22 protein-coding genes and 1 tRNA gene are annotated in these 20,826 nt (G+C 64.1%); 11 read left to right on the top strand and 12 right to left on the bottom strand.

What is annotated here, in order from left to right:
• Positions 1–214 precede the first annotated feature (214 nt).
• Both GobsT_RS41050 and GobsT_RS14985 read left to right on the top strand, forming a co-directional pair.
• Positions 215–478: a helix-turn-helix domain-containing protein gene (locus tag GobsT_RS41050; protein WP_063744648.1), complete on the top strand. Its 264-nt coding sequence runs from the start codon at positions 215–217 to the stop codon at positions 476–478.
• 100 nt (positions 479–578) lie between these two features.
• Positions 579–1,664: a tyrosine-type recombinase/integrase gene (locus GobsT_RS14985; protein ID WP_010051544.1), complete on the top strand. Its 1,086-nt coding sequence runs from the start codon at positions 579–581 to the stop codon at positions 1,662–1,664.
• A gap of 99 nt (positions 1,665–1,763) precedes the next feature.
• Here GobsT_RS14985 and GobsT_RS14980 read toward each other — a convergent pair.
• Positions 1,764–1,837 (bottom strand) — tRNA-Arg (locus GobsT_RS14980).
• Positions 1,838–2,108: 271 nt separating this feature from the next.
• Here GobsT_RS14980 and GobsT_RS14975 point away from each other — a divergent pair.
• The 5 genes from GobsT_RS14975 to GobsT_RS14955 all read left to right on the top strand — a co-directional run bounded on the left by GobsT_RS14975 (position 2,109) and on the right by GobsT_RS14955 (position 8,089).
• A complete protein-coding gene (locus GobsT_RS14975) occupies positions 2,109–2,822 on the top strand; it encodes a BON domain-containing protein (protein WP_010051541.1) in 714 nt (237 codons plus the stop codon).
• A 150-nt stretch (positions 2,823–2,972) separates the two neighbouring features.
• Entirely contained in the window at positions 2,973–5,006 is a 2,034-nt protein-coding gene (locus GobsT_RS14970) for an ATP-dependent DNA helicase (protein ID WP_010048001.1), read from the top strand.
• A gap of 154 nt (positions 5,007–5,160) precedes the next feature.
• Complete coding sequence (locus GobsT_RS14965) at positions 5,161–6,000, top strand: CPBP family intramembrane glutamic endopeptidase (protein ID WP_010047999.1); 840 nt, start codon at positions 5,161–5,163, stop codon at positions 5,998–6,000.
• 44 nt (positions 6,001–6,044) lie between these two features.
• Positions 6,045–6,989, top strand: a complete 945-nt coding sequence (locus GobsT_RS14960) for an ABC transporter ATP-binding protein (protein WP_010047997.1) — start codon at positions 6,045–6,047, stop codon at positions 6,987–6,989.
• Positions 6,990–7,042: 53 nt separating this feature from the next.
• Entirely contained in the window at positions 7,043–8,089 is a 1,047-nt protein-coding gene (locus GobsT_RS14955; RefSeq protein ID WP_010047995.1) for an ABC transporter permease, read from the top strand.
• 63 nt (positions 8,090–8,152) lie between these two features.
• Here GobsT_RS14955 and GobsT_RS14950 read toward each other — a convergent pair whose 3' ends face one another.
• From GobsT_RS14950 to GobsT_RS14920, 7 genes are all read right to left on the bottom strand, one after another.
• The gene (locus GobsT_RS14950) at positions 8,153–8,362 is read right to left on the bottom strand and encodes a hypothetical protein (protein WP_109571083.1); all 210 of its coding nucleotides are present in this window, start codon (positions 8,360–8,362) and stop codon (positions 8,153–8,155) included.
• 80 nt (positions 8,363–8,442) lie between these two features.
• Positions 8,443–9,129 (bottom strand): ElaB/YgaM/YqjD family protein, encoded by a 687-nt coding sequence (locus GobsT_RS14945; protein ID WP_148087744.1) that lies wholly within the window; start codon positions 9,127–9,129, stop codon positions 8,443–8,445.
• Positions 9,114–9,554, bottom strand: coding sequence for a phage holin family protein (locus GobsT_RS14940; protein ID WP_010047986.1), 441 nt, complete (start codon positions 9,552–9,554; stop codon positions 9,114–9,116). The genes GobsT_RS14945 and GobsT_RS14940 overlap by 16 nt, the downstream gene beginning before the upstream one ends.
• 279 nt (positions 9,555–9,833) lie before the next feature.
• Positions 9,834–10,346 (bottom strand): hypothetical protein, encoded by a 513-nt coding sequence (locus tag GobsT_RS14935; RefSeq protein WP_010047983.1) that lies wholly within the window; start codon positions 10,344–10,346, stop codon positions 9,834–9,836.
• A gap of 16 nt (positions 10,347–10,362) precedes the next feature.
• Positions 10,363–12,237, bottom strand: coding sequence for an alpha-amylase family glycosyl hydrolase (locus tag GobsT_RS14930; protein ID WP_010047981.1), 1,875 nt, complete (start codon positions 12,235–12,237; stop codon positions 10,363–10,365).
• Positions 12,238–12,320: 83 nt separating this feature from the next.
• Positions 12,321–13,247, bottom strand: coding sequence for a YihY/virulence factor BrkB family protein (locus GobsT_RS14925; protein WP_232068357.1), 927 nt, complete (start codon positions 13,245–13,247; stop codon positions 12,321–12,323).
• 122 nt (positions 13,248–13,369) lie between these two features.
• Positions 13,370–13,543 carry a DUF1328 domain-containing protein gene (locus tag GobsT_RS14920; RefSeq protein ID WP_010053102.1) on the bottom strand — a complete coding sequence of 58 codons (174 nt, stop codon included), beginning with the start codon at positions 13,541–13,543 and terminating at the stop codon, positions 13,370–13,372.
• A 626-nt stretch (positions 13,544–14,169) separates the two neighbouring features.
• Between GobsT_RS14920 and GobsT_RS14915 the strand changes: the two genes are divergently transcribed.
• Positions 14,170–14,292 carry a DUF2934 domain-containing protein gene (locus GobsT_RS14915; protein ID WP_010053099.1) on the top strand — a complete coding sequence of 41 codons (123 nt, stop codon included), beginning with the start codon at positions 14,170–14,172 and terminating at the stop codon, positions 14,290–14,292.
• 72 nt (positions 14,293–14,364) lie between these two features.
• Here the strand turns inward: GobsT_RS14915 and GobsT_RS14910 are convergent, their stop codons facing one another.
• The 3 genes from GobsT_RS14910 to GobsT_RS14900 all read right to left on the bottom strand — a co-directional run bounded on the left by GobsT_RS14910 (position 14,365) and on the right by GobsT_RS14900 (position 15,902).
• Positions 14,365–14,880 (bottom strand): TspO/MBR family protein, encoded by a 516-nt coding sequence (locus GobsT_RS14910; RefSeq protein WP_197905117.1) that lies wholly within the window; start codon positions 14,878–14,880, stop codon positions 14,365–14,367.
• Between the two features lie 78 nt (positions 14,881–14,958).
• Positions 14,959–15,420, bottom strand: coding sequence for a ferritin-like domain-containing protein (locus GobsT_RS14905; RefSeq protein WP_010052686.1), 462 nt, complete (start codon positions 15,418–15,420; stop codon positions 14,959–14,961).
• Positions 15,421–15,491: 71 nt separating this feature from the next.
• Positions 15,492–15,902, bottom strand: coding sequence for a COG1470 family protein (locus GobsT_RS14900; protein ID WP_010052688.1), 411 nt, complete (start codon positions 15,900–15,902; stop codon positions 15,492–15,494).
• Positions 15,903–16,074: 172 nt separating this feature from the next.
• Between GobsT_RS14900 and GobsT_RS38760 the strand changes: the two genes are divergently transcribed.
• Together GobsT_RS38760 and GobsT_RS14890 are read left to right on the top strand one after the other, a co-directional pair.
• Positions 16,075–16,464 (top strand): hypothetical protein, encoded by a 390-nt coding sequence (locus tag GobsT_RS38760; protein WP_162542157.1) that lies wholly within the window; start codon positions 16,075–16,077, stop codon positions 16,462–16,464.
• Positions 16,465–17,247: 783 nt separating this feature from the next.
• Positions 17,248–17,706 (top strand): TIGR03067 domain-containing protein, encoded by a 459-nt coding sequence (locus GobsT_RS14890; RefSeq protein ID WP_010049567.1) that lies wholly within the window; start codon positions 17,248–17,250, stop codon positions 17,704–17,706.
• Between the two features lies 1 nt (position 17,707).
• Here the strand turns inward: GobsT_RS14890 and GobsT_RS14885 are convergent, their stop codons facing one another.
• The gene (locus tag GobsT_RS14885; RefSeq protein ID WP_010049566.1) at positions 17,708–19,168 is read right to left on the bottom strand and encodes a caspase family protein; all 1,461 of its coding nucleotides are present in this window, start codon (positions 19,166–19,168) and stop codon (positions 17,708–17,710) included.
• 125 nt (positions 19,169–19,293) lie between these two features.
• Here GobsT_RS14885 and galE point away from each other — a divergent pair, with 125 nt between their 5' ends.
• Positions 19,294–20,295: a UDP-glucose 4-epimerase GalE gene (galE, locus tag GobsT_RS14880; RefSeq protein ID WP_010049565.1), complete on the top strand. Its 1,002-nt coding sequence runs from the start codon at positions 19,294–19,296 to the stop codon at positions 20,293–20,295.
• Positions 20,296–20,826: the final 531 nt, after the last annotated feature.

The raw sequence follows: 20,826 nt of genomic DNA, 5'->3' as shown, positions 1-20,826 counted from the left end.
TTCGACACAGTTGGCTCCTACCAAGTGGTCGCGCGACCACGTTCCGACTCATTTGGGCGATCTGGCTTCACTGACCGGCACGTTGAAAAACGCGAGACCCTTTCGGCACTCAGTGAACACGCGTCGAGTTTTGTAACTCCCCAAAATCGGGTAGTGTGACGCACGAAGCACTACACATGGCACGTTCACTGTGTGTAGGAAGAATACTCCCCACATGTGGGGAGTACAAGCCCATTATCCCCATTTTGGGGGAGTTTTCGTGCAAGATCAATTCGCAAAACGACTTCGGGAATTAAGAGAAGCGAGGAATTTGTCGCAAACGGAACTTGCTTCACTGGCGAACCTCACCCTCCGGTCCATCGAGAACTGGGAGCAGGGGCGCAACGAACCGAAGTGGTCTGCCATCGTTCAACTCGCAACAGCGTTGGGTGTGAGCACCGAAGAGTTTCGCGTCCGCGAACCGGATCAGCAAGCTTGAATAGTGGACAATTGTGCGCATTCTAAAGACGCCGTGCAAGATCGCACCGGCGTTTCTTTTTGACCGTGGTGGTCGCGCGACCACCACGCAGGAGCCCGACATGCCCAAAGGCCAGAAGCGGGGGAATGGAGAGGGCGGGATCACGAAGAAGCCGAACGGCAAGTACCTCGCCCGCAAGGCAAAGCAGGTCGGCAACGAACTGTTGCGGTCGTCAAAAACGTTCGACACGCGAAAGGACGCTCAGGACTGGCTGAAGGGGCAGGACCAGCCCGCGGCGGCCGGGACTATCGGAGAGTGGCTGGACGCCTGGATGGAGATGCGGAAGCCGGACATCTCGAACAAGACCTACAGCCACGACAAGTGGCGGGTGGACACGCACCTCAAACCGCGGATCGGCTCGACCCGGCTCCGCGACCTCACCCGCGAGAAGATCGTGCTGATGCTCGCCCAGATGGCGACCGACGGGCAGAGCGACAGTGAACGCCAGAAAGCGGGGGCCGTACTGCGGAACGCCCTCGGGTCCGCTGTGGCGTTCAGCCGCATCCCGGTGAACCCGATGGCAGAGTTGAAGCTCCCCAACCCGAAGCGTGACGAGAAGCGGGCCATGCTACCGGACCAGTGCGTGGCGTTCCTGACCGCCGCCGAATCGCTCCACCAACTCGGCTACGCCTTCCGCCTTTGGCTCGACGCCGGATTGCGGCCGGCGGAAATGTTCGCCCTCTGCTGGGACGACTTCCACCCCGACAAGAGCGAGATCAAAGTGAGCGGGGCACAGGACGGGGTGACCAACGAGCGGAAGGACACGAAGACGGGGAAGGTGCGGACGATCGAGCTGGCCCCGTCCACCGTCGCCGCCATGCTGGCCGCACGGCCGCCCCTGTGGACCGGGAAACTGGTGATGCCGGACAGCCGGGGCGGGGCGTGGTGGCAGTCGAACTTCCTGCGGAGCCCCTTCGGCCCGATCCGGAAAAAAGCCGACCTCGAATGGGTTACACCCTACACCATGCGACACACGATGGCGACGCTCCTGCTCCGGGCACACGTGCCGCTGAAGGTGGTGAGCGAGCGACTCGGGCACGCGGACGTGATGACCACCCTGAAGCACTACGCCCACGTCATGCCGGGCGACCAGCAGCGGGCGGCGGCCGTGATGGAAGGCTTTCTAAACCCGCCAGTTAAGCCCTGAAACCGCTTCGGTCCGTCGTTGCCACCGCGTTACCACCGGCCGTTATCGGGCACGGTCTGTAAAAGACACAACCCCGTGCGTCGCACGGGGTTATGTCAGTACACCCAAGAGGAGTCGAACCTCTAACCTTCGGTTCCGTAGACCGATGCTCTATCCAGTTGAGCTATGGGTGCTCGCCGAAGCAAATCATATGGCCCGTCCCGCCCAGCGTCAACGTTTCCCGCCTTGAACAATTTCGATCCGCGACCGCAACGCGGGCTGCCCGAGTTTGAAGGTTGTGCCGGTTCGCATTGTTCCCGCAATTCTGCCAAACGCGCCGCCCCCGTGCCGCACGAAGAGACGAAACCGCCGGCCCACGAATTTGACCGACCCCGGACCCGGGGCAATGATAACTTTGCTCAGGATGAATACCGCTAGGTCTGCATCCGAACAAGGAGGTTCCCCGTGAAGGTGCGTGCCCTGTTCTCTCTCGCCGTCGCGGCCGGCTTCGCCGGTCAGACGCTCGCGACTCCCCCGGCCGCTCTGCCTGCCGTGGCAGCCGTCAACCCGAATCAAACCCTCGCCGACGATGTCGCCACCCGCATCCGCTCGGGCGGCAACGCCACGGGCGCCGATGTGGCCATCGTGGCACAAGACGGCATCGTGACCCTTAGCGGTCTCGCCAAAGATGCCGCCCAGAAGGCGAAGCTCGTGGCGGACGCCAAGTCGGTCACCGGTGTCGTTGTGGTCCGTGACAACATGCGGTCGATCGCGACCGGCGTGGTGCAGGTGCAGGACCCGCCGATCGGGCTCGCCCCGGTCGCGCCGACCCCGCTCGGCCTCACCGGCGCACCGCTGGCCCCGGCCCCCGGCCCCGTCGGGTTCAACCCGATCGTGGAACCCGCCCCGCTGGGCGTTCCGGGTCAGGCCGCCCCGGACATGCAGGCCCCGAACCTGCCGCCGTACGCGTGGCCGACCTACGCCCCCTACAACAACCTCAGCCGCGTCGCTTACCCGGAATCCTACCCGTACAACGCGTTCCCGTTCATCGGGCCGTACTACCCGTTCCCGAAGGTGCCGCTCGGCTGGCGCAAAGTGACCCTCGAATGGGACGACGGGCACTGGTACCTCGGTCGCAAGTCCGCTCCGCACGACTACTGGCGCGTGAAGTTCTGGTGAGCCACCCGCGGTTAATGTGAAGCGAGCCACGCCGGGTTACCCCCAACTCACTGAGTTGAAGGAACCCGGCGTGGCTCGCTTCGCCCGCGCTCGAACGGCCACCGCCAACCGGCCTTTACACCCTTTCCGGCAGTGACGACAATTCCGGGTATGGACGCACGCAAAGTTCTCGGCCCGGACGGGCTCATCTCCAAGAAGTTCCCCGGGTTCGAGTCGCGCCCGCAACAGCTCGACATGGCCGAGGCCGTCGGTGAGGCGTTGGGCCGGAAGCGTCAGCTCTTGGTCGAAGCCGGAACCGGGGTCGGCAAGTCGTTCGCGTACCTCGTGCCCGCGATTCTGGCCGTCAGCGCGAAGAAGGATTTCCGCGTCGTCATCTCGACGCACACGATCGGGCTCCAAGAGCAACTGATCCGCAAAGACCTCCCCTTCCTGCAATCGGTTCTGCCCGGGGACTACCGGCCCGTACTCGTCAAGGGCCGCGGCAACTACCTGAGTCTCCGCCGGCTCCGCGTGGCGCAATCGAAAGCCAGTTCGCTCCTCGACACGCCCGGCGCCGTGGACCAGATGATCCAGATCGGCCGCTGGTCGCGCAAAACGCAGGACGGGAGCAAGTCCGACCTGCCCGTCCAACCCTACGAACCCGTGTGGGACCTGGTCCACAGCGACAGTAGCAACTGCCTGGGGCGGAAATGCCCCCATCAGGCGGACTGCTTCTACTTCCGCGCGCGGAAGACCGTGTTCGGGTCCAACATCCTGGTCGTGAACCACGCCCTGTTCTTCGCCGACCTCGCGCTGCGCCGCACCGGCGGCGGCATCCTCCCGGAGTACCACGCCGTCATCTTCGACGAGGCCCACACGCTCGAAGATGTCGCGGCCGACCACCTCGGCATCGGGCTCTCGCAGGGCGGGGTCGAGTACCTCATGAGCCAGCTCCTCGCGCCGCGCACGCAAAAGGGCATCCTCGCGACCCTCGGCGACGGCGACGCGGTCGCGCAGCTCGACGCCACCCGCCAGGCCGCGGAGAAGTTCTTCCTGTCCGTCCACCAGTGGCAACTGAACCAGCCCAAAGGCACCGGGCCGAACGCCGCCGGCGGCACCGGGCGGGTGCGCGAGCGGTGGATCGTCGAAGACACGCTGAGCACTGAGCTGGGCCGGCTCGGCGACACCCTGCACGAACTGGCGAAGGGGCGCGACGCGGAAGAGGAGAAGCTCGAACTGGTCAGCCGCGGGGACCGGTTGTACGCGATGGCCAAGAGCGTCAAGGAGTGGCTCGGTCAAGAGTTGCCGGGCCAAGTGTACTGGGTCGAAACCAAACCGGGTCGGATCCCGCGGGTGGCGCTCGCCAGTGCCCCGATCGAGGTCGGACCGGCCCTGAAGGAGCAGCTTTACGACAAGGTGCCTAGCGTCGTTCTCGCGAGCGCGACGCTGTCCGCGGGCGGCGAAACCGGGTTCAAGCTGTTCCAGAAACGGCTCGGCCTCGACACCGCAAAAACGGCCCAACTGGGCAGCCCGTTCGACTACCAGAAGCAGGTCGAGCTGCACCTGTTCCGCTCCATGCCGGACCCGTCGACACAGAGCGCGCGCTACGAAGACGAGGTGCTCAAGAAGATCCCCGAGTACGTCACCCGCACGAACGGCCGCGCGTTCGTGCTGTTCACCAGTTACGGGTTCCTGAACCGAGCGGCCCAGCAGCTCATGCCGTGGTTCGTGCAGCAGGGGTACACGCTGCTCGCGCAGGGGACCGGCCTGCCGGCGGCGAAGCTGCTGGACCAGTTCCGCGAGGCGAAGAAGGCCGTGCTGTTCGGGGTGGACAGCTTCTGGCAGGGGGTCGATGTGCGCGGCGAGGCGCTGTCGAACGTCATCATCACGAAGCTCCCCTTCTCGGTGCCGGACCGCCCGCTCACCGAGGCGCGGTTGGAGGCGATCCAGGCCGGCGGCGGCAACCCGTTCATGGAGTACCAGGTGCCGCAAGCGGCCATCAAACTCAAGCAGGGCTTCGGCCGGCTCATCCGCACGGCCACGGACACCGGCATCGTGGTGCTGTTCGACCCGCGCGTCATCACCAAACCCTACGGTCGCGTGTTTCTGGATGCCCTGCCCGACGCCGCCCGGTTCATCGACGGAATGCCCACCGATCCCCCTCCCACCAAACCGGCGGCCAAGCGCAAGGCATCCGCGACGTGACCGACGAGCCCGCGGCAACCGGTTCGCAATCGTAAAGGTCCGAGTTGCACCCGAGCCGGCACGCCCCATAGACACGCGAAAGCCGTAGCTGGCAGCAGGCAGACCTCGTACACTGCCGCGAACGCATCCATTCCGTCCTGCGGTGAAACCAGCAATGTCTGGGCTGCTGCGCCTCTGGGACACGTGGCTCGCCGAACCGATCCGCAAAGTGGAAGCGGACGCACTCGCGTACCGGCTCTCCGATCAAGGTCGCCGGATCGACTGGCGCACGCCGATCGTACTCCTCACCGCCGCCGCGTGCCTCACGGTTCAGAACTACACCGGCGGCCCGGCCGCGCTCATTGAGGTAGTAACCCTCATCGCGAACGCCGTCGGCGGCCCCGAAGCCGCGGCGGCAGCGGAGGCGACCTTGCGCCGGTGGAGCGCCGACCCGCTTTCGACCCGCGTGTGGTGGGCCTGGGCGTCGGTCGCAACTTACGCTCTGATCCCCGTGCTCGTGCTCAAACTCGGGTTCCGCGCGCGGCTGAAAGATTACGGCCTGAAGCTCAGCGGCGTCTTCAACGCGTGGCCGCTGTATGCGGTGTTCGTGCTCGTCATGGTGCCGCTCGTGTGGTTCTGTTCCGGAGAAGAGCGGTTCCAACAGACGTACCCGTTCATGCGGTTCCAGTCGCCCGCCGAGGTGCGCGCCGAGCTGTGGAAGTGGGAGCTTTCCTACGCGGCCCAGTTCGTGGCGCTGGAATTCTTCTTCCGCGGGTTCGTGGTCCACGGCACCAAACACCGGTTCGGTGTTTACTCGGTGTTCGTGATGACGTTCCCGTATGTGATGATCCACTTCGGCAAACCGTGGCCCGAAACGTGCGCGTCGATCGTGGCCGGCGTGGTGCTCGGCTTCATGAGCTTGGCGACCCGGTCGGTGTGGCTCGGCGCGAGCCTGCACATCGCGGTCGCGTGGGGCATGGACCTCGCGTGTCTGGCGCGGCGCGGCCTGATCTGACCGCCCCGGGTGCCCGTTCCCGCACAACCCCGTATAGTGTACGCATGACCCAAGCGATTCGCGTGCGCGGCCTCGTGAAGACGTACCCCGCCAAGCCGCCCGTCGAGGCGGTCCGCGGGCTCGATCTCGACGTCCACTCGGGCGAGTGTTTCGGCCTGCTGGGGCCGAACGGCGCCGGCAAAACGACCACCCTTGAGATCATCGAAGGGCTGCTCGATCCCACTGCGGGTGAGGTCGAGATCCTCGGACTGAAATGGGGTCAGAACGACACCGAGTTGCGGAACAAGATCGGCATCTCGCTCCAGGAGACGCGACTTTCCGACAAGCTCACGGTGCGCGAAACGGTCACCCTGTTCCGGTCGTTCTACGCGGCCGGTATCACCCCCGACGAAGCCATCGGACGGGTGTCGCTCGAAGAGAAGCAGCACGCCTACGTGGACAAGCTCTCGGGCGGGCAGCGCCAGCGGCTGGCGGTCGCGACCGCGCTGGTCGGCGACCCCGAGTTGCTGTTCCTCGACGAGCCCACCACCGGCCTTGATCCGCAATCGCGTCGGCAGCTCTGGGACGTGATCCGCGCGATCAAGGGCCGCGGGCGCACGGTCGTCCTCACGACGCACTACATGGACGAGGCGGAGCGGCTCTGCGACCGCGTCGCGGTGGTCGATCACGGGCAGGTGATCGCCCTCGGAACGCCGGCCGAGTTGATCGCCCGCGTCGGCGGAGAACACGTCATCGACCTGGACCTCGACCCGACGACGCCCACCCGCCCGACCCACGGCGAGTTGAGCGGGCTCCCGACGGTCAACGCCGTCCGTGAAGAAGGGGACCGAATCACCCTGACCGCCGGAGAGCCGCACCGGGCGCTCCCCGCGCTACTGGACCTTCTGCGCGCGCGGGGCGCGAAGCTCGCCGGGCTCACCACCCGTACCGCGACCCTGGAAGACGTGTTCGTCACGCTCACCGGCCGGCACTTGCGAGACGGGGCCTAACGTCCGAAGGTCGAAAGTCGTAACGCCACAACCTTCGGACTAGGGACGGGATTATGAGTCCTCTCTGGCAACTGACGCTGGCCCGGTTCCGCGAGTTCTACCGCGAGCCGGCGGCGCTGTTCTGGGTATACGGCTTCCCCCTGATCCTGGCGTTCGTGCTCGGGCTCGCGTTCAGCGAGAAGCCGGTGCCCGCGGCGAACGTGGACGTGGTCGCCGATCCGCGGCACCCTGAAGTGACCGAGAAGTTGCGGGCCGACCTCAGCGCCGATCCGGGGGTAAAAGTCGAAGTGCTCGACGAACCCGTTGCCCGCAAGCGCCTCCGCACGTCGAAAACCGACGCGGTCGTGATACCGCGGCCCGAAACGGCGTCGGGGTACGAATACCTTTTCGACGCCACCCGGTCGGAAAGCGTTTTGGCCCGAAACGCGGCCGACCGTGCGCTGCTTCGTGCGACACACCCGACACCGAATCCCCCGGCCGAAACCGCAACGACTGAGCCCGGGGGCCGGTACATCGATTTTCTCATTCCCGGGCTGCTGGGAATGAACCTGCTCGGCGGCGGGCTGTTCGGGGTGGGCTTCGCGGTCGGCGACCTGCGCGTCCGGAAGTTGCTCAAGCGGTTCCAGGCGACCCCGATGCGCCGCTCCGATTTCATGCTCAGCCTAATGATCAGCCGGCTCGTGTTCACACTCATCGACATCGGACTGCTACTGGGGTTCGCGTATCTCGCCTTCGGGGTGAAGGTCCGCGGCAACCCGCTGGTGTTCGTGGGGTTGGTCGCTCTAGGCGGGGCCAGCTTCGCGGGAATCGGGCTGCTACTCGGCTCACGCGCCCGCACGATGGAAACGATTGCCGGTCTCGTGAACGCCGTGATGCTCCCCATGTACGTTCTGTCGGGAGTATTTTTCTCGTCGTCGCGCTTTCCCGAAGGGATGCAGTGGTTCGTGCAGTTGCTGCCGCTGACGGCTCTGAATGATGCGCTGCGGGCGGTGATGAACGACGGCGCCGGTTGGGAAGCGCTCCCGTACCCGCTACTCGTACTCGGCGTGTGGGGGGTACTTAGTTTCGCGCTCGCGCTCCGAATTTTCCGCTGGCGGTAACCTTCGGCAAACGACACGGCCCTCGGATAGTTCCGAGGGCCGTGTCGTTCAAGGATTCCAAAGTCACAGCTCTTCACGTCGGCCCGCGCTCGCCAACAAAAGCAGCCCGCTCACCACCGCAATCCCGCTCACTGTCGGCGGCACCCAGATTGTCTGCTGCACCTCGCGGGTCGTTTCAGCAGTGTCGGGCCGCTCGGTTGCCCCGGAAGCCAGGCCCTGCCATCCGAGCCCGAGGGCGCCCAAAATGACGAGGATGATGCCTACGATGCGCACGATCAGCCCCCCACCCCTGTTCCTGCCGATGCCGAGGTGTGTTCCGGGCACCGGTCAGCGCAGTCGGAACACACCGCCTCTTACGAGCCCTGAGTGCGACGGGCGTCGAACCGGGCAGCGAGCGTTTCCGGAACGTCGTTGCTCTCGGTCTCGGTCAAATGCGAAGCAGCCTGATCGACCAGCTTCGGAACGGTCGTTTCGAGAGTCGACTTCAGCGAGGTGGAGAGAGCGTTCAGAGCCGTGTCCGCAAGCTCACGCACCTTCGCACCGAGGGCGTTACGCACTTCGTCAAAGATGCCCGGGTGTGCAGTTCCCCCAACCGCAGCGACCGGTTGTGACGAAGTTGATGCAGGATGCGCAGCCGCCGGAATCGGCCCACTCGCTTCGGCGAACGGACTGAACGACCCGCCCGCACCGCGGCGCGGGGCGATCATCGCCCCGACAACGCCACCCAGCAGCGCCGAGATACCGACCGCGACCCAGGGGTGCTCGCGCACGTGGCTGGAGATGTCTAACGTGCCCTTGAGGGCGTCACTCATAGCGGCAGAGGCCTGCCGCACGGTCTCTGACACCCGCTCCGGCGCGTGGTTCACCAACGACTTGACCGCCTCAACAGTGCCGGTGAACGTGTCGGCAGCCGTCTGCACCGTACCGACCACCTGGTTCTCCAGGGCCGCGACCTTCTCGGTCAGCGCCTCGCGAGTCTGAAGCATCTCGCGTTCGATCTCTTCCGGAGTTTTCTCCGGTTGGTTCATTTGGTCTGCCACGTGACATTCTCCTTGAGCGCGTTGAAGGTCTTATCCGGCAGCGGGTTGAACCGTTCGAGGAGGTTGTAGCTGATCCAGCCCAGCCCCCCGCCCACGAGAAGGAACGCCAAGCTCACGATGCCCCAAGAGGCCCACATCTTGAACCCGAACTGTTCGTGCAACAAGTACGCCGCAGCGGTGATCACGCCGAGTGCGCCGACCGTCGTGCAAACGACCGCGATCGCGCCGAACTCGGCGGCCCGCTTCGACCGTTTGAAGTCCTCACGGACTTCCGACTTCAGCATGTCGGCCTGCTGACGAAGGAGCGTTTGGGCATCGTTAATGATGCCCGACACGAGCCCGGTTACCGTCTGTGGGGGGGGGCCGGGTGGGGTGTTCGTCGCGTCGTAAGAGGAGAGCGGCGGAGCGGCTTCAGCGGTTGCCATCGGGGTGACTCCTGAAACGGGATCTGCGTCTTGTACACAGCACGTTGCGTGCCAGGACGCCGAGCCACACCGAAGCCACTTCGCGAAGTGTGAGATGCGCAAGATGAGCGGGTTAATTGAACCAAGCCGCGAATTGCAATTTTCAGGCCGCGCAACCGTCTTCTCACCGATCGGCATGAACTGAGAGGTTTGGTACGCTTACCACGAGATCACGACCCATAACACGAAAGGGCCGACCGGAATCCTCCCGGTCGGCCCTGCGAGTCGGACTCACTTGAATCAGCTCTTCGCCGCCTGCATCACAACCTTCACCGCGTCTCGGGCGTCGGTTTTGGACTCTTCGGGATCAAGAGCGATCCCGCCCTCCCCTTCGAGCCGCGAAATATCGTCCTTGCTCTCGATCTCATGAACCGTTGGGAGGTTCTTGAAATCGCCCCGCAGTGCCCGCAAAGCGAACCGCTCCTGGTCGATGTCCTGACCCGACCGGAACCCCATTTCGCGGAACGTTGCGCCGAGCCACGACGACCGGCCGAACAGGTACTGAAGTAAAAACACCCCGCCCACGGCCGGCAGAATCAGCCACCACGGGTTGAGCAAAGCGGTCAGGGCGAACCCGGTCACGATCATCAAACCGATAAGAGCCTTGGTCGCACGTCCGGCACTCCACTCCCGGTCGAGCTGAGCGATGCGGTCGGTAATCGCCTGCGGACCCGCATCCGCCAGGCACGCCAGGCGCTGTTCCAAATTCACTTGGTTCGCGCACAGTTTGCGGGTGCCGTTGAGGATGTTCATGGTGCGTCCCCAGAAGTTATAAGCTCGTGCGGGCGAACACCAGCACGCTGTACGGGCCGATGTTGACGGCTCCGTGATTCGGCAGCCCGTCACACTCACCCGGTTCGGCGGTCACATCGGACGACGGGTAGTTCCCGAACGTCTCGCTGTACCCTGCCCAGTCTGAGTTGATAAGCAACTTCCATGCCCCAGATTCCGGGAATCCGATCCGGAAGTTCTCCCGCGCTTCCCGGTGGAAGTTCGCAACTACAACCACCGAATCATCTTGCCCTCCGTCCATCCAGCGGTGAAAAGCAATCACTTTTGCCGTCTCATCCGCCCGAATCACCTGGATGTGTTGTCCCGTGAGTCCCTTGGTCTGCCCGCCGCGGTTGAGCCGGAGACGAACGAGGTCGCGGTACAGTCGCACGATCCCGCGGAACTCGGACGACTTGTCCCAATCCAGCGGTACGGTGTCCCGGAACCACTCGCCCTCCAGAAACTCCTGTCCCTGGAACAGCATCGGGATGCCGGGGGCTGTGAACACGAGTGCCGCCGCGAGCGTGGATCGCTTTTGTGCGAACCAGTTCTTCGGATCGCCCGGGGCGATCTCGTGAACCACCCGCGCCTTACCGTTCGCGACCTCGTCGTGGCTCTCGCTGTAGATGACGCGCTGAAACGCGTCACCGTTGTAGCGGTGCGCCAGCGCATGGGCGATCGCGCCCATCGACCGGTGATCGTCTTCGGCCGCGATCACCGCCTCGCGAATCGGGTGAACGAACTGATCGTCCCACTGCGCGCCGTATCCCGCGCCACCCTCCCCCACCGGCTTCGTCATCCATTCGCTGTGCTGGAGGTCTTCGGCGATGGTCAGGGTGTTGGGGTGCTTCTCACGGATCTCGCCGTTGATCCACTGGAGCAGGCTCCAGCCGTCCGGCAGGTTCGGCTCGCCGTCGGCGCGGACGCTCCGGATGTACAGCGTCATGTCCATGCGCAGCCCGTCGATGTGGTAGTCCTCAACCCACATCATCGCGTTGTCGCGGATGAACTGGCGTACTTCGGGGCGCCCGTAGTCGGGGCGAGTGTCTCCCCACGGCGTCTCCCTCCGCCAGTCCTGATAAAAGTAGATGCCGCCGCCGCCGTTCTCGCTCCACCCGTCGAACTGCCACAAGTCGAGGTCGGACGGTCCGAAGTGGTTGTACACCACATCGAGAATGACAGCGAAGCCGTTCCGGTGCGCCTCCCGGACGAACTCTTTAAACTTCTTAGGGCCGCCGTAAGCGCCCTCCACCGCGAACATGTGCGCCGGGTTATAGCCCCACGATCGGTCGCCAGCGAACTCCGCCACCGGCATCACCTGGATGCAGTTCACCCCGAGCTTTTTGAGGTGGTCGAAGCGGTGGACCACGGTCTCAAACGTCGCGGGCCGCGGGTCGTCGGGGTTCTGGTCATTGAACGTGCCGACGTGCAACTCGTAAATGACCCACTCGTTCCAGGCCGGCGTCTTATGAAACTCCTCGCCCCAGTCGAAGTTAGGGTCGTGAACGACGGCGTTGCCGACGGAGTTGGTCACCTCGCGAGCGTAGGGATCGATCTTGGACAGTTCGCCTGCGGGCGTTTGCAACGAATACCGGTACTCCGCGCCGATCTTCGCCCCCGGCACATCGCAGTACCAGTAGCCCTCCGCGTTCTCGCGGGTCATCGGGTTCTTAGTCTTATCCCAGTCGTTAAACGTGCCGATCACGGCGACGTTCTCGGCGTGCGGCGCCCACACCCGGAACGCGACCCCGTTCGCGTGCGGAATCGCGCCCATCCCCGCGTGGATTGCGGGGGCCGGGGCCGAGTGCCGACCGTGTTTGATTTCTGCGGCGGGGTACGGGCGAACGCGAGAAACGGGCTTCGTGGGCTTCATAGCAGGCATCAGACGAAACTCCTTGATGAAATCGGCGAGCGCCACTGGCGCTCGCCGCGTGAAACCGAACTTTTCACAGGCGCTCACTGGCTCGCCAGGGACGGGAGCCCCGGCGCACTCGCCGCACGCGGCTCGACCAGCGCGCCATCGGGGGTGCGGACACCGGACCCGAACCGCTGCGCGTACACGAACGTTAACTCGGCCCCGAACAGGAGAATCATGGTCGAGTAGTAGATCCACACCAGCAGCACAACGAACGCCCCTGCTGCGCCGTAGGTCGAGCCGACCGCGGCTTTTCCCAGGTACAATCCGATCAGGTACCGACCGAGCGAGAACAGAAGTGCGGTGACCGCGGCCCCGATCCCCACGTCGCGCCAAGACAACGTCGTCTCGGGAAGCCATTTGAAAATCATCGCAAACAGCGCAGCCGTGAGGACGAAGTTGAACACGAAGTTGACGACCTGTGCGAGGGCGTCCATGCCAGGGAGCCATCCGGCCACACGGCTATTGATCCCCGCCAGGATGGCGGTCACTACCAACGAGGTGAGCAGCAGAAACGCAGCCCCGCACACGAGCGAGAACGAAAGGAGCCGGTCCTTCACGATACTCAAAATGCCGCCCTTGACCTCGTGCCCCGGGACCTTCCAGATCGTGTTGAGGGCGCTCTGCATGTCCGAAAACACACCCGAAGCCCCAAAGAGCAGCACGCCGCCAGCAACGATCGCGGCCACAATGCCGTCCGACTTGGACGAGCTTTTAATAATCAGTTGTTCGACGAAGCTCGCGGCCTCCACGCCGATCGTGTCGCGAAATTGCGCAACAATTTCGCCGCGCGCCGCCTCAGGACCGTAGGCGAGCCCGGCGATGGCTACGACAGCTAACAACAGTGGCGACAGTGACAATGTGGTGTAATACGCGAGCGCGGCGCTGAGTCGCATGGCCTTATCGTCGATGAACTTTGTCGCGGAATCTTTCAACAACGCCCATACGTCCTGCGGCTTCATTTTCATTGCCATCGCCTCGTGGTTACGTCGCACAAAGCAAGTCACGTGCCGAAAATCGGCACGCAAAACACAACGACCCACCCGATTTACGGGTGGGTCGCTGTGGACTGCCGGGAGTGGATTTGCCGTCAAACGACGTCTCTGGTGGACCGGGTCCCCATGATCAGGGACACAACGAACATCACCAGAAAGACGAAGAACAAGATCTTGGCGGCAACCATTGAGGTACCGGCCACATCAGTGAATCCGAACAGAGCGGAGATCAGCGCGATAACCAGGAACATGAGCGCCCAGCGGAGCATGGTAAACCCTCCGAAAGAGAATCGTTGCAATCGGTATGTGATCCGCCGCCCGTTTCGCGGTGCGACAGGTTGACACGAGCACCAGGCCGGAGCAGCCTGTTTCGCCGGAGTGATACTCCGGCAGTTGTTTTGTCCGATCCGCGTTGCCGCGGTGAGTGATAGAAATGCAGACAGCGTGCCAATTCGGGATCAAAGCACTTAGATCAATGCCGCAGGTCGTATTGAGCGGTCCGTGACGCTTTTAAGCCCCCGGAACATGGCCGTTTGGGACCGTTGCGAAACAGGTCCACCGAGCACCAAAACTAGAGCGCAGCCAAGTTCTCATTCATCAATCGGAACAGTGCCTCACACACGTAGCACCGGCACGAACCGATGCTTTACAGCCCCAACGCGAGCCACAGTAACGGTGTGGAACGTATTGTGCTCTCTACTGACGTGTTTCGATCACACCCTGGCGGCGCCCGAGCCAACGTACATCTCCGGAGAACGTCACAGTGGCAAGAAATGCTGCCCCCACACAAGGGCGTAACGCGAACAAAACACCCACCTCACAGCGATTAAACCCGGCGGAAGCTTCTGACGCCGTTTCTCTGCAACCGGCTCAACCCTCCACGGAGCCGGCAGCGGTGGACGATGAGAAGGTTCGTGCGCTGGCCTACTCGTTGTGGGAGCGCGCCGGCCGTCCGGCGGGAGACGGGGGCGAGTTCTGGCTCCGCGCCGAACAGGAACTGACGCAACGCGGTTCGTGAAGTTGCAATAAAAACGCGGCGGCCCGCTCAAACATTCGAGCGGGCCGCCGCGTTTAACAAGCACAATTCCGCTCAACTGCCCTTCATCACGATCGCAGCGTTCAGTATCGCCGCAAATGTCACCCAAAGCCAGTACGGTATCAGCAAAAGCCCGGCGACCCGCGATACGAGAAAGAACTCCGCCACCGTTACACCGACGAGAACCCAGAGCAGGCACACGTCCAGGAAGCCGAGCAGCGGGCTGTGCAGTCCGAAGAAGCAAACACTCCAGGCCAAGTTCAACACCAACTGAGCCCCGAACGCGCTGAGCGGGCAGCAGATGTCGTCGCACGCCCGAGACACCCACACGATTGACGCCGCAACAGCCATTAGCGCGTACATCACCGTCCAAACGGGACCGAACACCCAGTTCGGCGGGGTCCAATCCGGCTTTGGGAGGTGCTCGTACCAACTGCCGACGTTCGGCGCGGTCACCGCGCCGCCGACTGCCGCGACTAACGTTGTGGCCGTCACAATGACCGCCACCCCCATCAACCCGGGCGTGACGTTCAATTCTTGAAAGCGTACTCGCCCCGTGAGAGCAGCCATGATGGGAGTCCTTTCGGGCGCGGGGTTCCAATAAAAAAGGCCGCCGGCACTTCGGTGCCGGCGGCCGGTGAACGCCGGTCAGCACGTGCCGCCGAGCAGCCGATTCAACTCGTCCACGTGTTTCCTCACCTCGGGCAACAGTTCCCCGCTGATGAGCCGGTACCCGTCTGGGGGGATGTCCTCGTGGTTCACGGCGTCCTCGTACACGGCAATGGCGTACTCCTCGCACTGCCGCAGCGCCGCGAGCACGGACGCGCACCCCACGGCCTTCGTGCCCGGCGCGGCCGTCGCGCTAAACGCGGGCCACGGCCCCGGGTTCTGGGACGGCACGGCGCCCATGAGGACCACGCATTCGCGCAGTTCGCGCTCGGCACGCCGGTGCCCGTCACGGATCTTCTGTAGCTCAATGATTGCCGTCGGGTCCTCGATCAGGCCGATCGCGTGCGTGTACGTCTCGACCGCCGACAGAGCGTGCCGGAGCAGCCCGTTCATCACCTCGGTGCCACTCGCCAGCGCTTCGTGGGTTTCGGCGTTCAGCATGGTGTAACTCCTTTGGGCAAAAACGCCCGCAGACGGTTGAAGTCTGCGGGCGGGCGAACGGCCATCCACACTTACTTGTTCTCGGTCACGGTCACCGAAAACGTTTGACTCGTGGGCGTCCCGCCGCCGTCCGGCGTCCCGACGATCTTGACGTCGTGTTTGCCAATCGGTGCGTCCTTGTCCGGCGTTACGGTAATGGTGAATTTGGTGTCCCCGTCACCCGCCTTGATGGCATCCTTGCTCAGTTTGACCGTCAGCTTCTCCGGCTTGCCTTCCACGGACAGCTTCACGTCTTTCTTGAAATCGGACCCACGCTCGACGCTGGCATCGTAGCTCTCAGTGTTGCCCTGCTTCACGTCTTTGGCGGTGGGAAGCGACAACTTGAAACTCGCGTTCGTGTTCGGCGTCCCGCCCTCAGGACTCTTGTTGCAACCGAACGCGAAAGCCACCAGAGCCGCAGTTGCGAGGTATGTGAGCCGCATTTCGTCCCTTTCAGAATCCATCTTTCACCGACAGGAGTGTCGGGCAAGGTGCTACACGCAACCGCTGTGCCAGACATCTCACATCCGCTGGCACGGGTGTTGCATTTGCACACGCGTCCTTGAAAGGGGCTGATTGCGCCTCACCCAAACGAGACGTTACGGAGTCACGACGATGCCCATTCTCTCGCACCCTGCCTTCGGGCCGAAAACGGCACTCGGTTATGTCACCGGCGGTGCCCTGCTGTGCGTGTGGACACTCGTGTGGTACTTTACCCGCGGTCAGGACCGGTCGTTGGACCACACGGATTGGTTCTGGCTTGCTGGACTGTTTTTAACCGGTATCACTTTCGTGTTCCTGGGCCTGATCTTGGGTCCGCTGGGACGTGTCGCTCGACAAGCTGAACTTCCCCCGTCCGCGGCCCTGAGTGCGGAAGCGGCGATCCAGCAAACAGCGGCGGCACACGCACCTGCGGTAGCACCGAGCGTACCGGCGGTACCGGTCACACCACAACAAGTACCGGTTACGCCGGTCGCGCCAGCACCGGTCGCACCGGCCCACTAAATCGCGACACTGATCTGTTACCTTGACTGGTCCCGGAAATCGAAGGCTATTCTTTTCAGCACGTCTTCTGAGTGTGGGCCGCATGGGTTGCCGGTCAATGGTGGTTACCACCTCCATTGCGGCAAATGCCATGCGGCCCACGAGCGCGTTTGTTCGCCCCCCTCAATCCCGCTACCGTACCCATCATTTTGACTTGGCGGTCTTGCCCTCTTGTGCCACACGGTATCGCCTCTGCACCTACGAGTTGGTGTGACCAATAGCCGTGTTCGCGGTCACGTTCACACATAGCGACGATTGATCTCAGAGCCTCACGTCCTGCTCGGGAGCCAACGGCGGACCGTCCTGATGTCATCGACGCCATCGGATCGAGCACGCCGCAAACCCGGACCACGACCCGGCCAAGGAGGCCGACGGCACCGACACGTTTCACAGATAAGCAGTCGCGTGCCTGGTCGGTTCACAGGAACAACACTGTCGGGCCGGAGACGGCGAGCGAGAAGGAACCAATGGCCGACGCGGACTCAGTTACGGGATCAATTGACCGTCACGCCCGTTACGGTTCGAGCGGGCCAGGTGAGCAATTTGCTCTTCTCCATCGGTCTGATCCGGACCGTCTACCGAGGGCAGATCGAACTTAAAAGCACATACCGCCACCTGGGTTGGCGGACGGAGTTATGGCCGGAAGCGCACTTTTCAACAGTACCAGTGCAACCGCCAACGATTACCAAGTTGAGCCCGACATTCTGCCCCCGCAGGAGTGAAACCGCGCTCTAGTGTTCACGCATGAAGCGCGTCATTCTCATCACCGCGGCCCTGATGAGCGGTTGCGGTGAACCGCCGGCCCCCGACGCCGAGCAGGTCCTGGGCGAGTGGGTCGTGGTCGACTTCGAGTCGCCCACCGCGACCGAGGACCGCAGCCAGCGCCGCAAGCACGCACTGGTCTCCGAGGGCACGTGGTCGGAGCAGTTCCAGGGCGACACGTTCGAAGACTTCGAGTACGCGCTCGACGAAACGAAATCCCCAAAGCACCTGGACCTGACGTACACCAACAGCGACGGCATGCGGCTCACCGTGCGGGCCATTTACGAACTCAGCAGCGCGAACCGGATGCGGGTGTGCATCGGCTCCCCCCCGCTGGTCCTGCGGGGCGGGCAGGTGCAGCGCGTCGAGAGCGTGCGCCCGACCGCGTTCGTGCCGAAGGACGGGCCGCTCATCGTCTACCACCGCCGGGCGCCGGAGTGAGTCACCCGCCGCTCGTGAGCGCCTTCGGCTCCCCCAGCGCGCCGAACTTTCGCAGGAACACCAGGAACTGCTCCAGCAGGCTCGACGGGTTCCCCGTCTGCCCCTGGATCACCACCGCGTCGCGGTTCACGCTGATCTTGCCCCCGAAGCCGGCCAGCGCGATCACCGCGGCGCCGGAGTCGCTCGCGACCGTCACCTTCACGCCTTCCGGCGGCGCGTCTTCGATCCGGTCCACGAAGTCCGCCACATCGACCGCACTGGCGAACTCGAATACCAGCCGGTCGAACATCGTCCCGAACACGTTACGGAACCCCTCGCTGCGGACGAACTCCGGCCCCGAGAGCCGGCTCACCTCCCGCCGCCACAGCACCTCCGACGGGTCCTCTTCGCTCACGCTCACGGTCACGGTGTACTCGAAGTCCGGCGTGCGAATGTACCCCAGCCCGTCGCGCTCCGCAGACACGTCCAGGTCCTTCCGCTTGTAGCCGAACATCTCGCGGACCATTTCGAACGTGTTGTCGAGGTCGAGCTTGATGTCGGGCGCCGCGACGCGGTTCACGTACTTCCGGGCCCACTCGTTCGCGCGGTCGGGAACGGGCTGCCCCTTCCGGTAGCCGTCGAGGTTCTTCACCTCGCTCAGGCTCTCCGAGCGGAACACCACCCGCTTCATGCGTGCCGGGTCGAGCAGGTCCCCGCCCGGTCCGAGCACCTTTTCCAGTTCGGCCACGGTCACCGAGGCGTTGGCCTCGCCGTACAGCGTCGGGTTTTGCTCTTGCTGCGTTTCGTAGGTCCGGCGCAGGGTCCGGGGGACGGCATCGGCCAGAAACTCGTGCAGCGCCGCGGCCGTGAGCGTCCCGTCCTTGCCGACCCCGGTTCGCGTCTTCCCCGTGAGCGCCTCGATCAGGTGATGCCGCCAGATGCCGTGCCGCAGTTGGGCCGATTCGAACGAGCGCTCGCCCTCGGCGCACGCCGTCAGTCCGACGCACTTGGGAGACTTCTCAAACAGCGCGGCCAGCTCCGCGTCGTCCAATCCGGGATGAAGTAACTTGTTTTCACTCCACTGAAGCGGGTCGATGTCGAAGCACACCGTCACCTCTTTGGCCTTCACCTTGCTCACCGCGGTCAGGAACTCCGCCACGGGAATGGAGGTTTCGAGCGGGTCGGGGGCGATGGTGTCGGCGCAGGCGATGTACCCGCGCCCCTTCACGTTAAACCCGCGTGACACCACCAGCACGAACAGCGACTCGGCGTCGCCGGCGACCTTCGGCAAACGCTTCAAGGTGGCCTCGATCACGGCCTTGGTGGTCCGGTGCGCGGCCAAGAGCGTACACCGCTCCGGCGCGTACCCGGCGGCCGGGAGCGCGCGGTGCAGTTCGGCGCAGTCGGCCGCGGCGTACTGGACCAGCGGCCCGGCCTCAAAGAACGTTTCGACGGCGATCAGCAGTGCGGCACGGTCAGGCACGGTCGTTCCTTCTGTGTTTGACGACGGGATTGTACCCGGAACCGCGGCCCGGCGCGAAGGTGCGTGGCGCAGGTGGTGTTGAGCATTCCGCCCCGGCGGCTAAGACAGACAGCGAAGACCGACAGATGAAAGGCAAACCCCTCATGCGCATTCTGGTCACCGGTGGGGCCGGGTACATCGGCTCGCACACCGTTCGGCAGTTGCTCGCCGGCGGACACGAGGTTACGGTGTTCGACAGCCTCGAATACGGTCACCGCCGGGCCGTCCCCGACGTGAACCTTGTGGTCGGCAACCTCCGCGACATCGACCACGTCGACAACCTGCTCGTGGTGAACCGGATCGAAGCGGTCATCCACTTCGCGGCCTACGCCTACGTCGGCGAGTCCGTCACCAGCCCCGCCAAGTACTACACGAACAACCTCATCTACTCGCTGCAACTGCTCGACCGGTGCCGCCGCAACGGGGTGCAGAAGTTCGTCTTCTCCAGCACCTGTGCCACTTACGGCGTTCCCGACGCGGTGCCGATCGCCGAGACCGCCCCGCAGCGGCCGGTGAACCCTTACGGGAACAGCAAGCTGGCGTTCGAGCACGCGCTGGCGGACTACGCCGCCGCGTACCCGTTCGGGTACTGCGCCCTGCGGTACTTCAACGCCGCGGGCGCGGCCGAAGACGGCACCATCGGTGAAAGCCACGACCCGGAAACGCACCTGATCCCGCTGGTGTTCCGGGCCGCGACCGGCAAGATCCCGCACGTCTCCGTGTTCGGCACCGACTACCCCACGCCCGACGGCACGTGCGTCCGCGACTACATCCACGTGGACGACCTCGCTCGTGCGCACATCCTCGCGCTCGACAAGATCGGGCCGGGGTCGAAACTGCAGTACAACGTGGGACTCGGGCGCGGGTACAGCGTGCGCGAGGTGATCGCCGCGGTGGAACAGGTCACCGGTCTGAAGGTGCCGGTCAAGGAAGAGCCGCGCCGCGCTGGCGACCCGCCCGCACTCGTCGCGGACGCCGGCAAGATCGCGCGCGAACTCGGCTGGTCGGCCAAGTATGACACGCTGACCGCGATCCTCGAGACCGCGTGGCGGTGGCACAAGACCCACCCGAACGGCTTCGAAGAGTGACGGCACGCCCGGCTCACGAGCAGTCACCGGATGCGCCGACGCGCGGCTTCGTCGGCGCATCCGGCATTTTCCGCACCTATTTTCACTGTTTGGTAGTTCTGGAACTGTCCGGCCTCGCCGAGCGGGGCCATCGAAGACAGATGGTCGCCCCCGAATCGGCGCTATCTGCTCGCGTGTTGGCGCCCATAAGCTTCTGCACTGCAACGTTTTGCAAGACGACACCAGCTCATAGATGCGGCCGAGCGGGGTTGCTCCATCTGCCGAATCTGACGATTGGGCCGTGCGCTTTCGCGGGTAGCGATCACCCAGCGAATCGCCAGTCGGTTGGTAGCGGTCGGCCAGTCGGCGCCCCGCCGGATGACGACCGGGCCGCGCTGTAACGGGGGTGACAGCGCAGCACCGACCAGCCCGCTTCAGTCGCACAAAATCAGTCCGCATTTCAGCGCCTCACAAGGGTCGAGCGAGCCCCACGCCCCGCGACCTACATCCTCGACCCGCGACACTTTCGCGCGTTCGGGGAGTTTAATGCGT

Source organism: Gemmata obscuriglobus (assembly GCF_008065095.1).
Taxonomy (GTDB): Bacteria; Planctomycetota; Planctomycetia; order Gemmatales; family Gemmataceae; genus Gemmata; species Gemmata obscuriglobus.
The sequence above is the reverse complement of the archived record's forward strand: the minus strand, read 5'-3'. Positions and strand labels throughout refer to the sequence as shown.

What these genes read in the sequence shown, in the direction of transcription:
- GobsT_RS41050 (WP_063744648.1), top strand. Translation starts at nt 215, where the DNA reads ATGTGGGGAGTACAAGCCCATTATCCCCATTTTGGGGGAGTTTTCGTG.
- GobsT_RS14985 (WP_010051544.1), top strand. Translation starts at nt 579, where the DNA reads ATGCCCAAAGGCCAGAAGCGGGGGAATGGAGAGGGCGGGATCACGAAG.
- GobsT_RS14970 (WP_010048001.1), top strand. Translation starts at nt 2,973, where the DNA reads ATGGACGCACGCAAAGTTCTCGGCCCGGACGGGCTCATCTCCAAGAAG.
- GobsT_RS14965 (WP_010047999.1), top strand. Translation starts at nt 5,161, where the DNA reads ATGTCTGGGCTGCTGCGCCTCTGGGACACGTGGCTCGCCGAACCGATC.
- GobsT_RS14960 (WP_010047997.1), top strand. Translation starts at nt 6,045, where the DNA reads ATGACCCAAGCGATTCGCGTGCGCGGCCTCGTGAAGACGTACCCCGCC.
- GobsT_RS14955 (WP_010047995.1), top strand. Translation starts at nt 7,043, where the DNA reads ATGAGTCCTCTCTGGCAACTGACGCTGGCCCGGTTCCGCGAGTTCTAC.
- GobsT_RS14940 (WP_010047986.1), bottom strand. Translation starts at nt 9,554, where the DNA reads ATGGCAACCGCTGAAGCCGCTCCGCCGCTCTCCTCTTACGACGCGACG.
- GobsT_RS14935 (WP_010047983.1), bottom strand. Translation starts at nt 10,346, where the DNA reads ATGAACATCCTCAACGGCACCCGCAAACTGTGCGCGAACCAAGTGAAT.
- GobsT_RS14930 (WP_010047981.1), bottom strand. Translation starts at nt 12,237, where the DNA reads ATGAAGCCCACGAAGCCCGTTTCTCGCGTTCGCCCGTACCCCGCCGCA.
- GobsT_RS14925 (WP_232068357.1), bottom strand. Translation starts at nt 13,247, where the DNA reads ATGAAAATGAAGCCGCAGGACGTATGGGCGTTGTTGAAAGATTCCGCG.
- GobsT_RS14920 (WP_010053102.1), bottom strand. Translation starts at nt 13,543, where the DNA reads ATGCTCCGCTGGGCGCTCATGTTCCTGGTTATCGCGCTGATCTCCGCT.
- GobsT_RS14910 (WP_197905117.1), bottom strand. Translation starts at nt 14,880, where the DNA reads ATGGCTGCTCTCACGGGGCGAGTACGCTTTCAAGAATTGAACGTCACG.
- GobsT_RS14905 (WP_010052686.1), bottom strand. Translation starts at nt 15,420, where the DNA reads ATGCTGAACGCCGAAACCCACGAAGCGCTGGCGAGTGGCACCGAGGTG.
- GobsT_RS14900 (WP_010052688.1), bottom strand. Translation starts at nt 15,902, where the DNA reads ATGCGGCTCACATACCTCGCAACTGCGGCTCTGGTGGCTTTCGCGTTC.
- GobsT_RS38760 (WP_162542157.1), top strand. Translation starts at nt 16,075, where the DNA reads ATGCCCATTCTCTCGCACCCTGCCTTCGGGCCGAAAACGGCACTCGGT.
- GobsT_RS14890 (WP_010049567.1), top strand. Translation starts at nt 17,248, where the DNA reads ATGAAGCGCGTCATTCTCATCACCGCGGCCCTGATGAGCGGTTGCGGT.
- galE (WP_010049565.1), top strand. Translation starts at nt 19,294, where the DNA reads ATGAAAGGCAAACCCCTCATGCGCATTCTGGTCACCGGTGGGGCCGGG.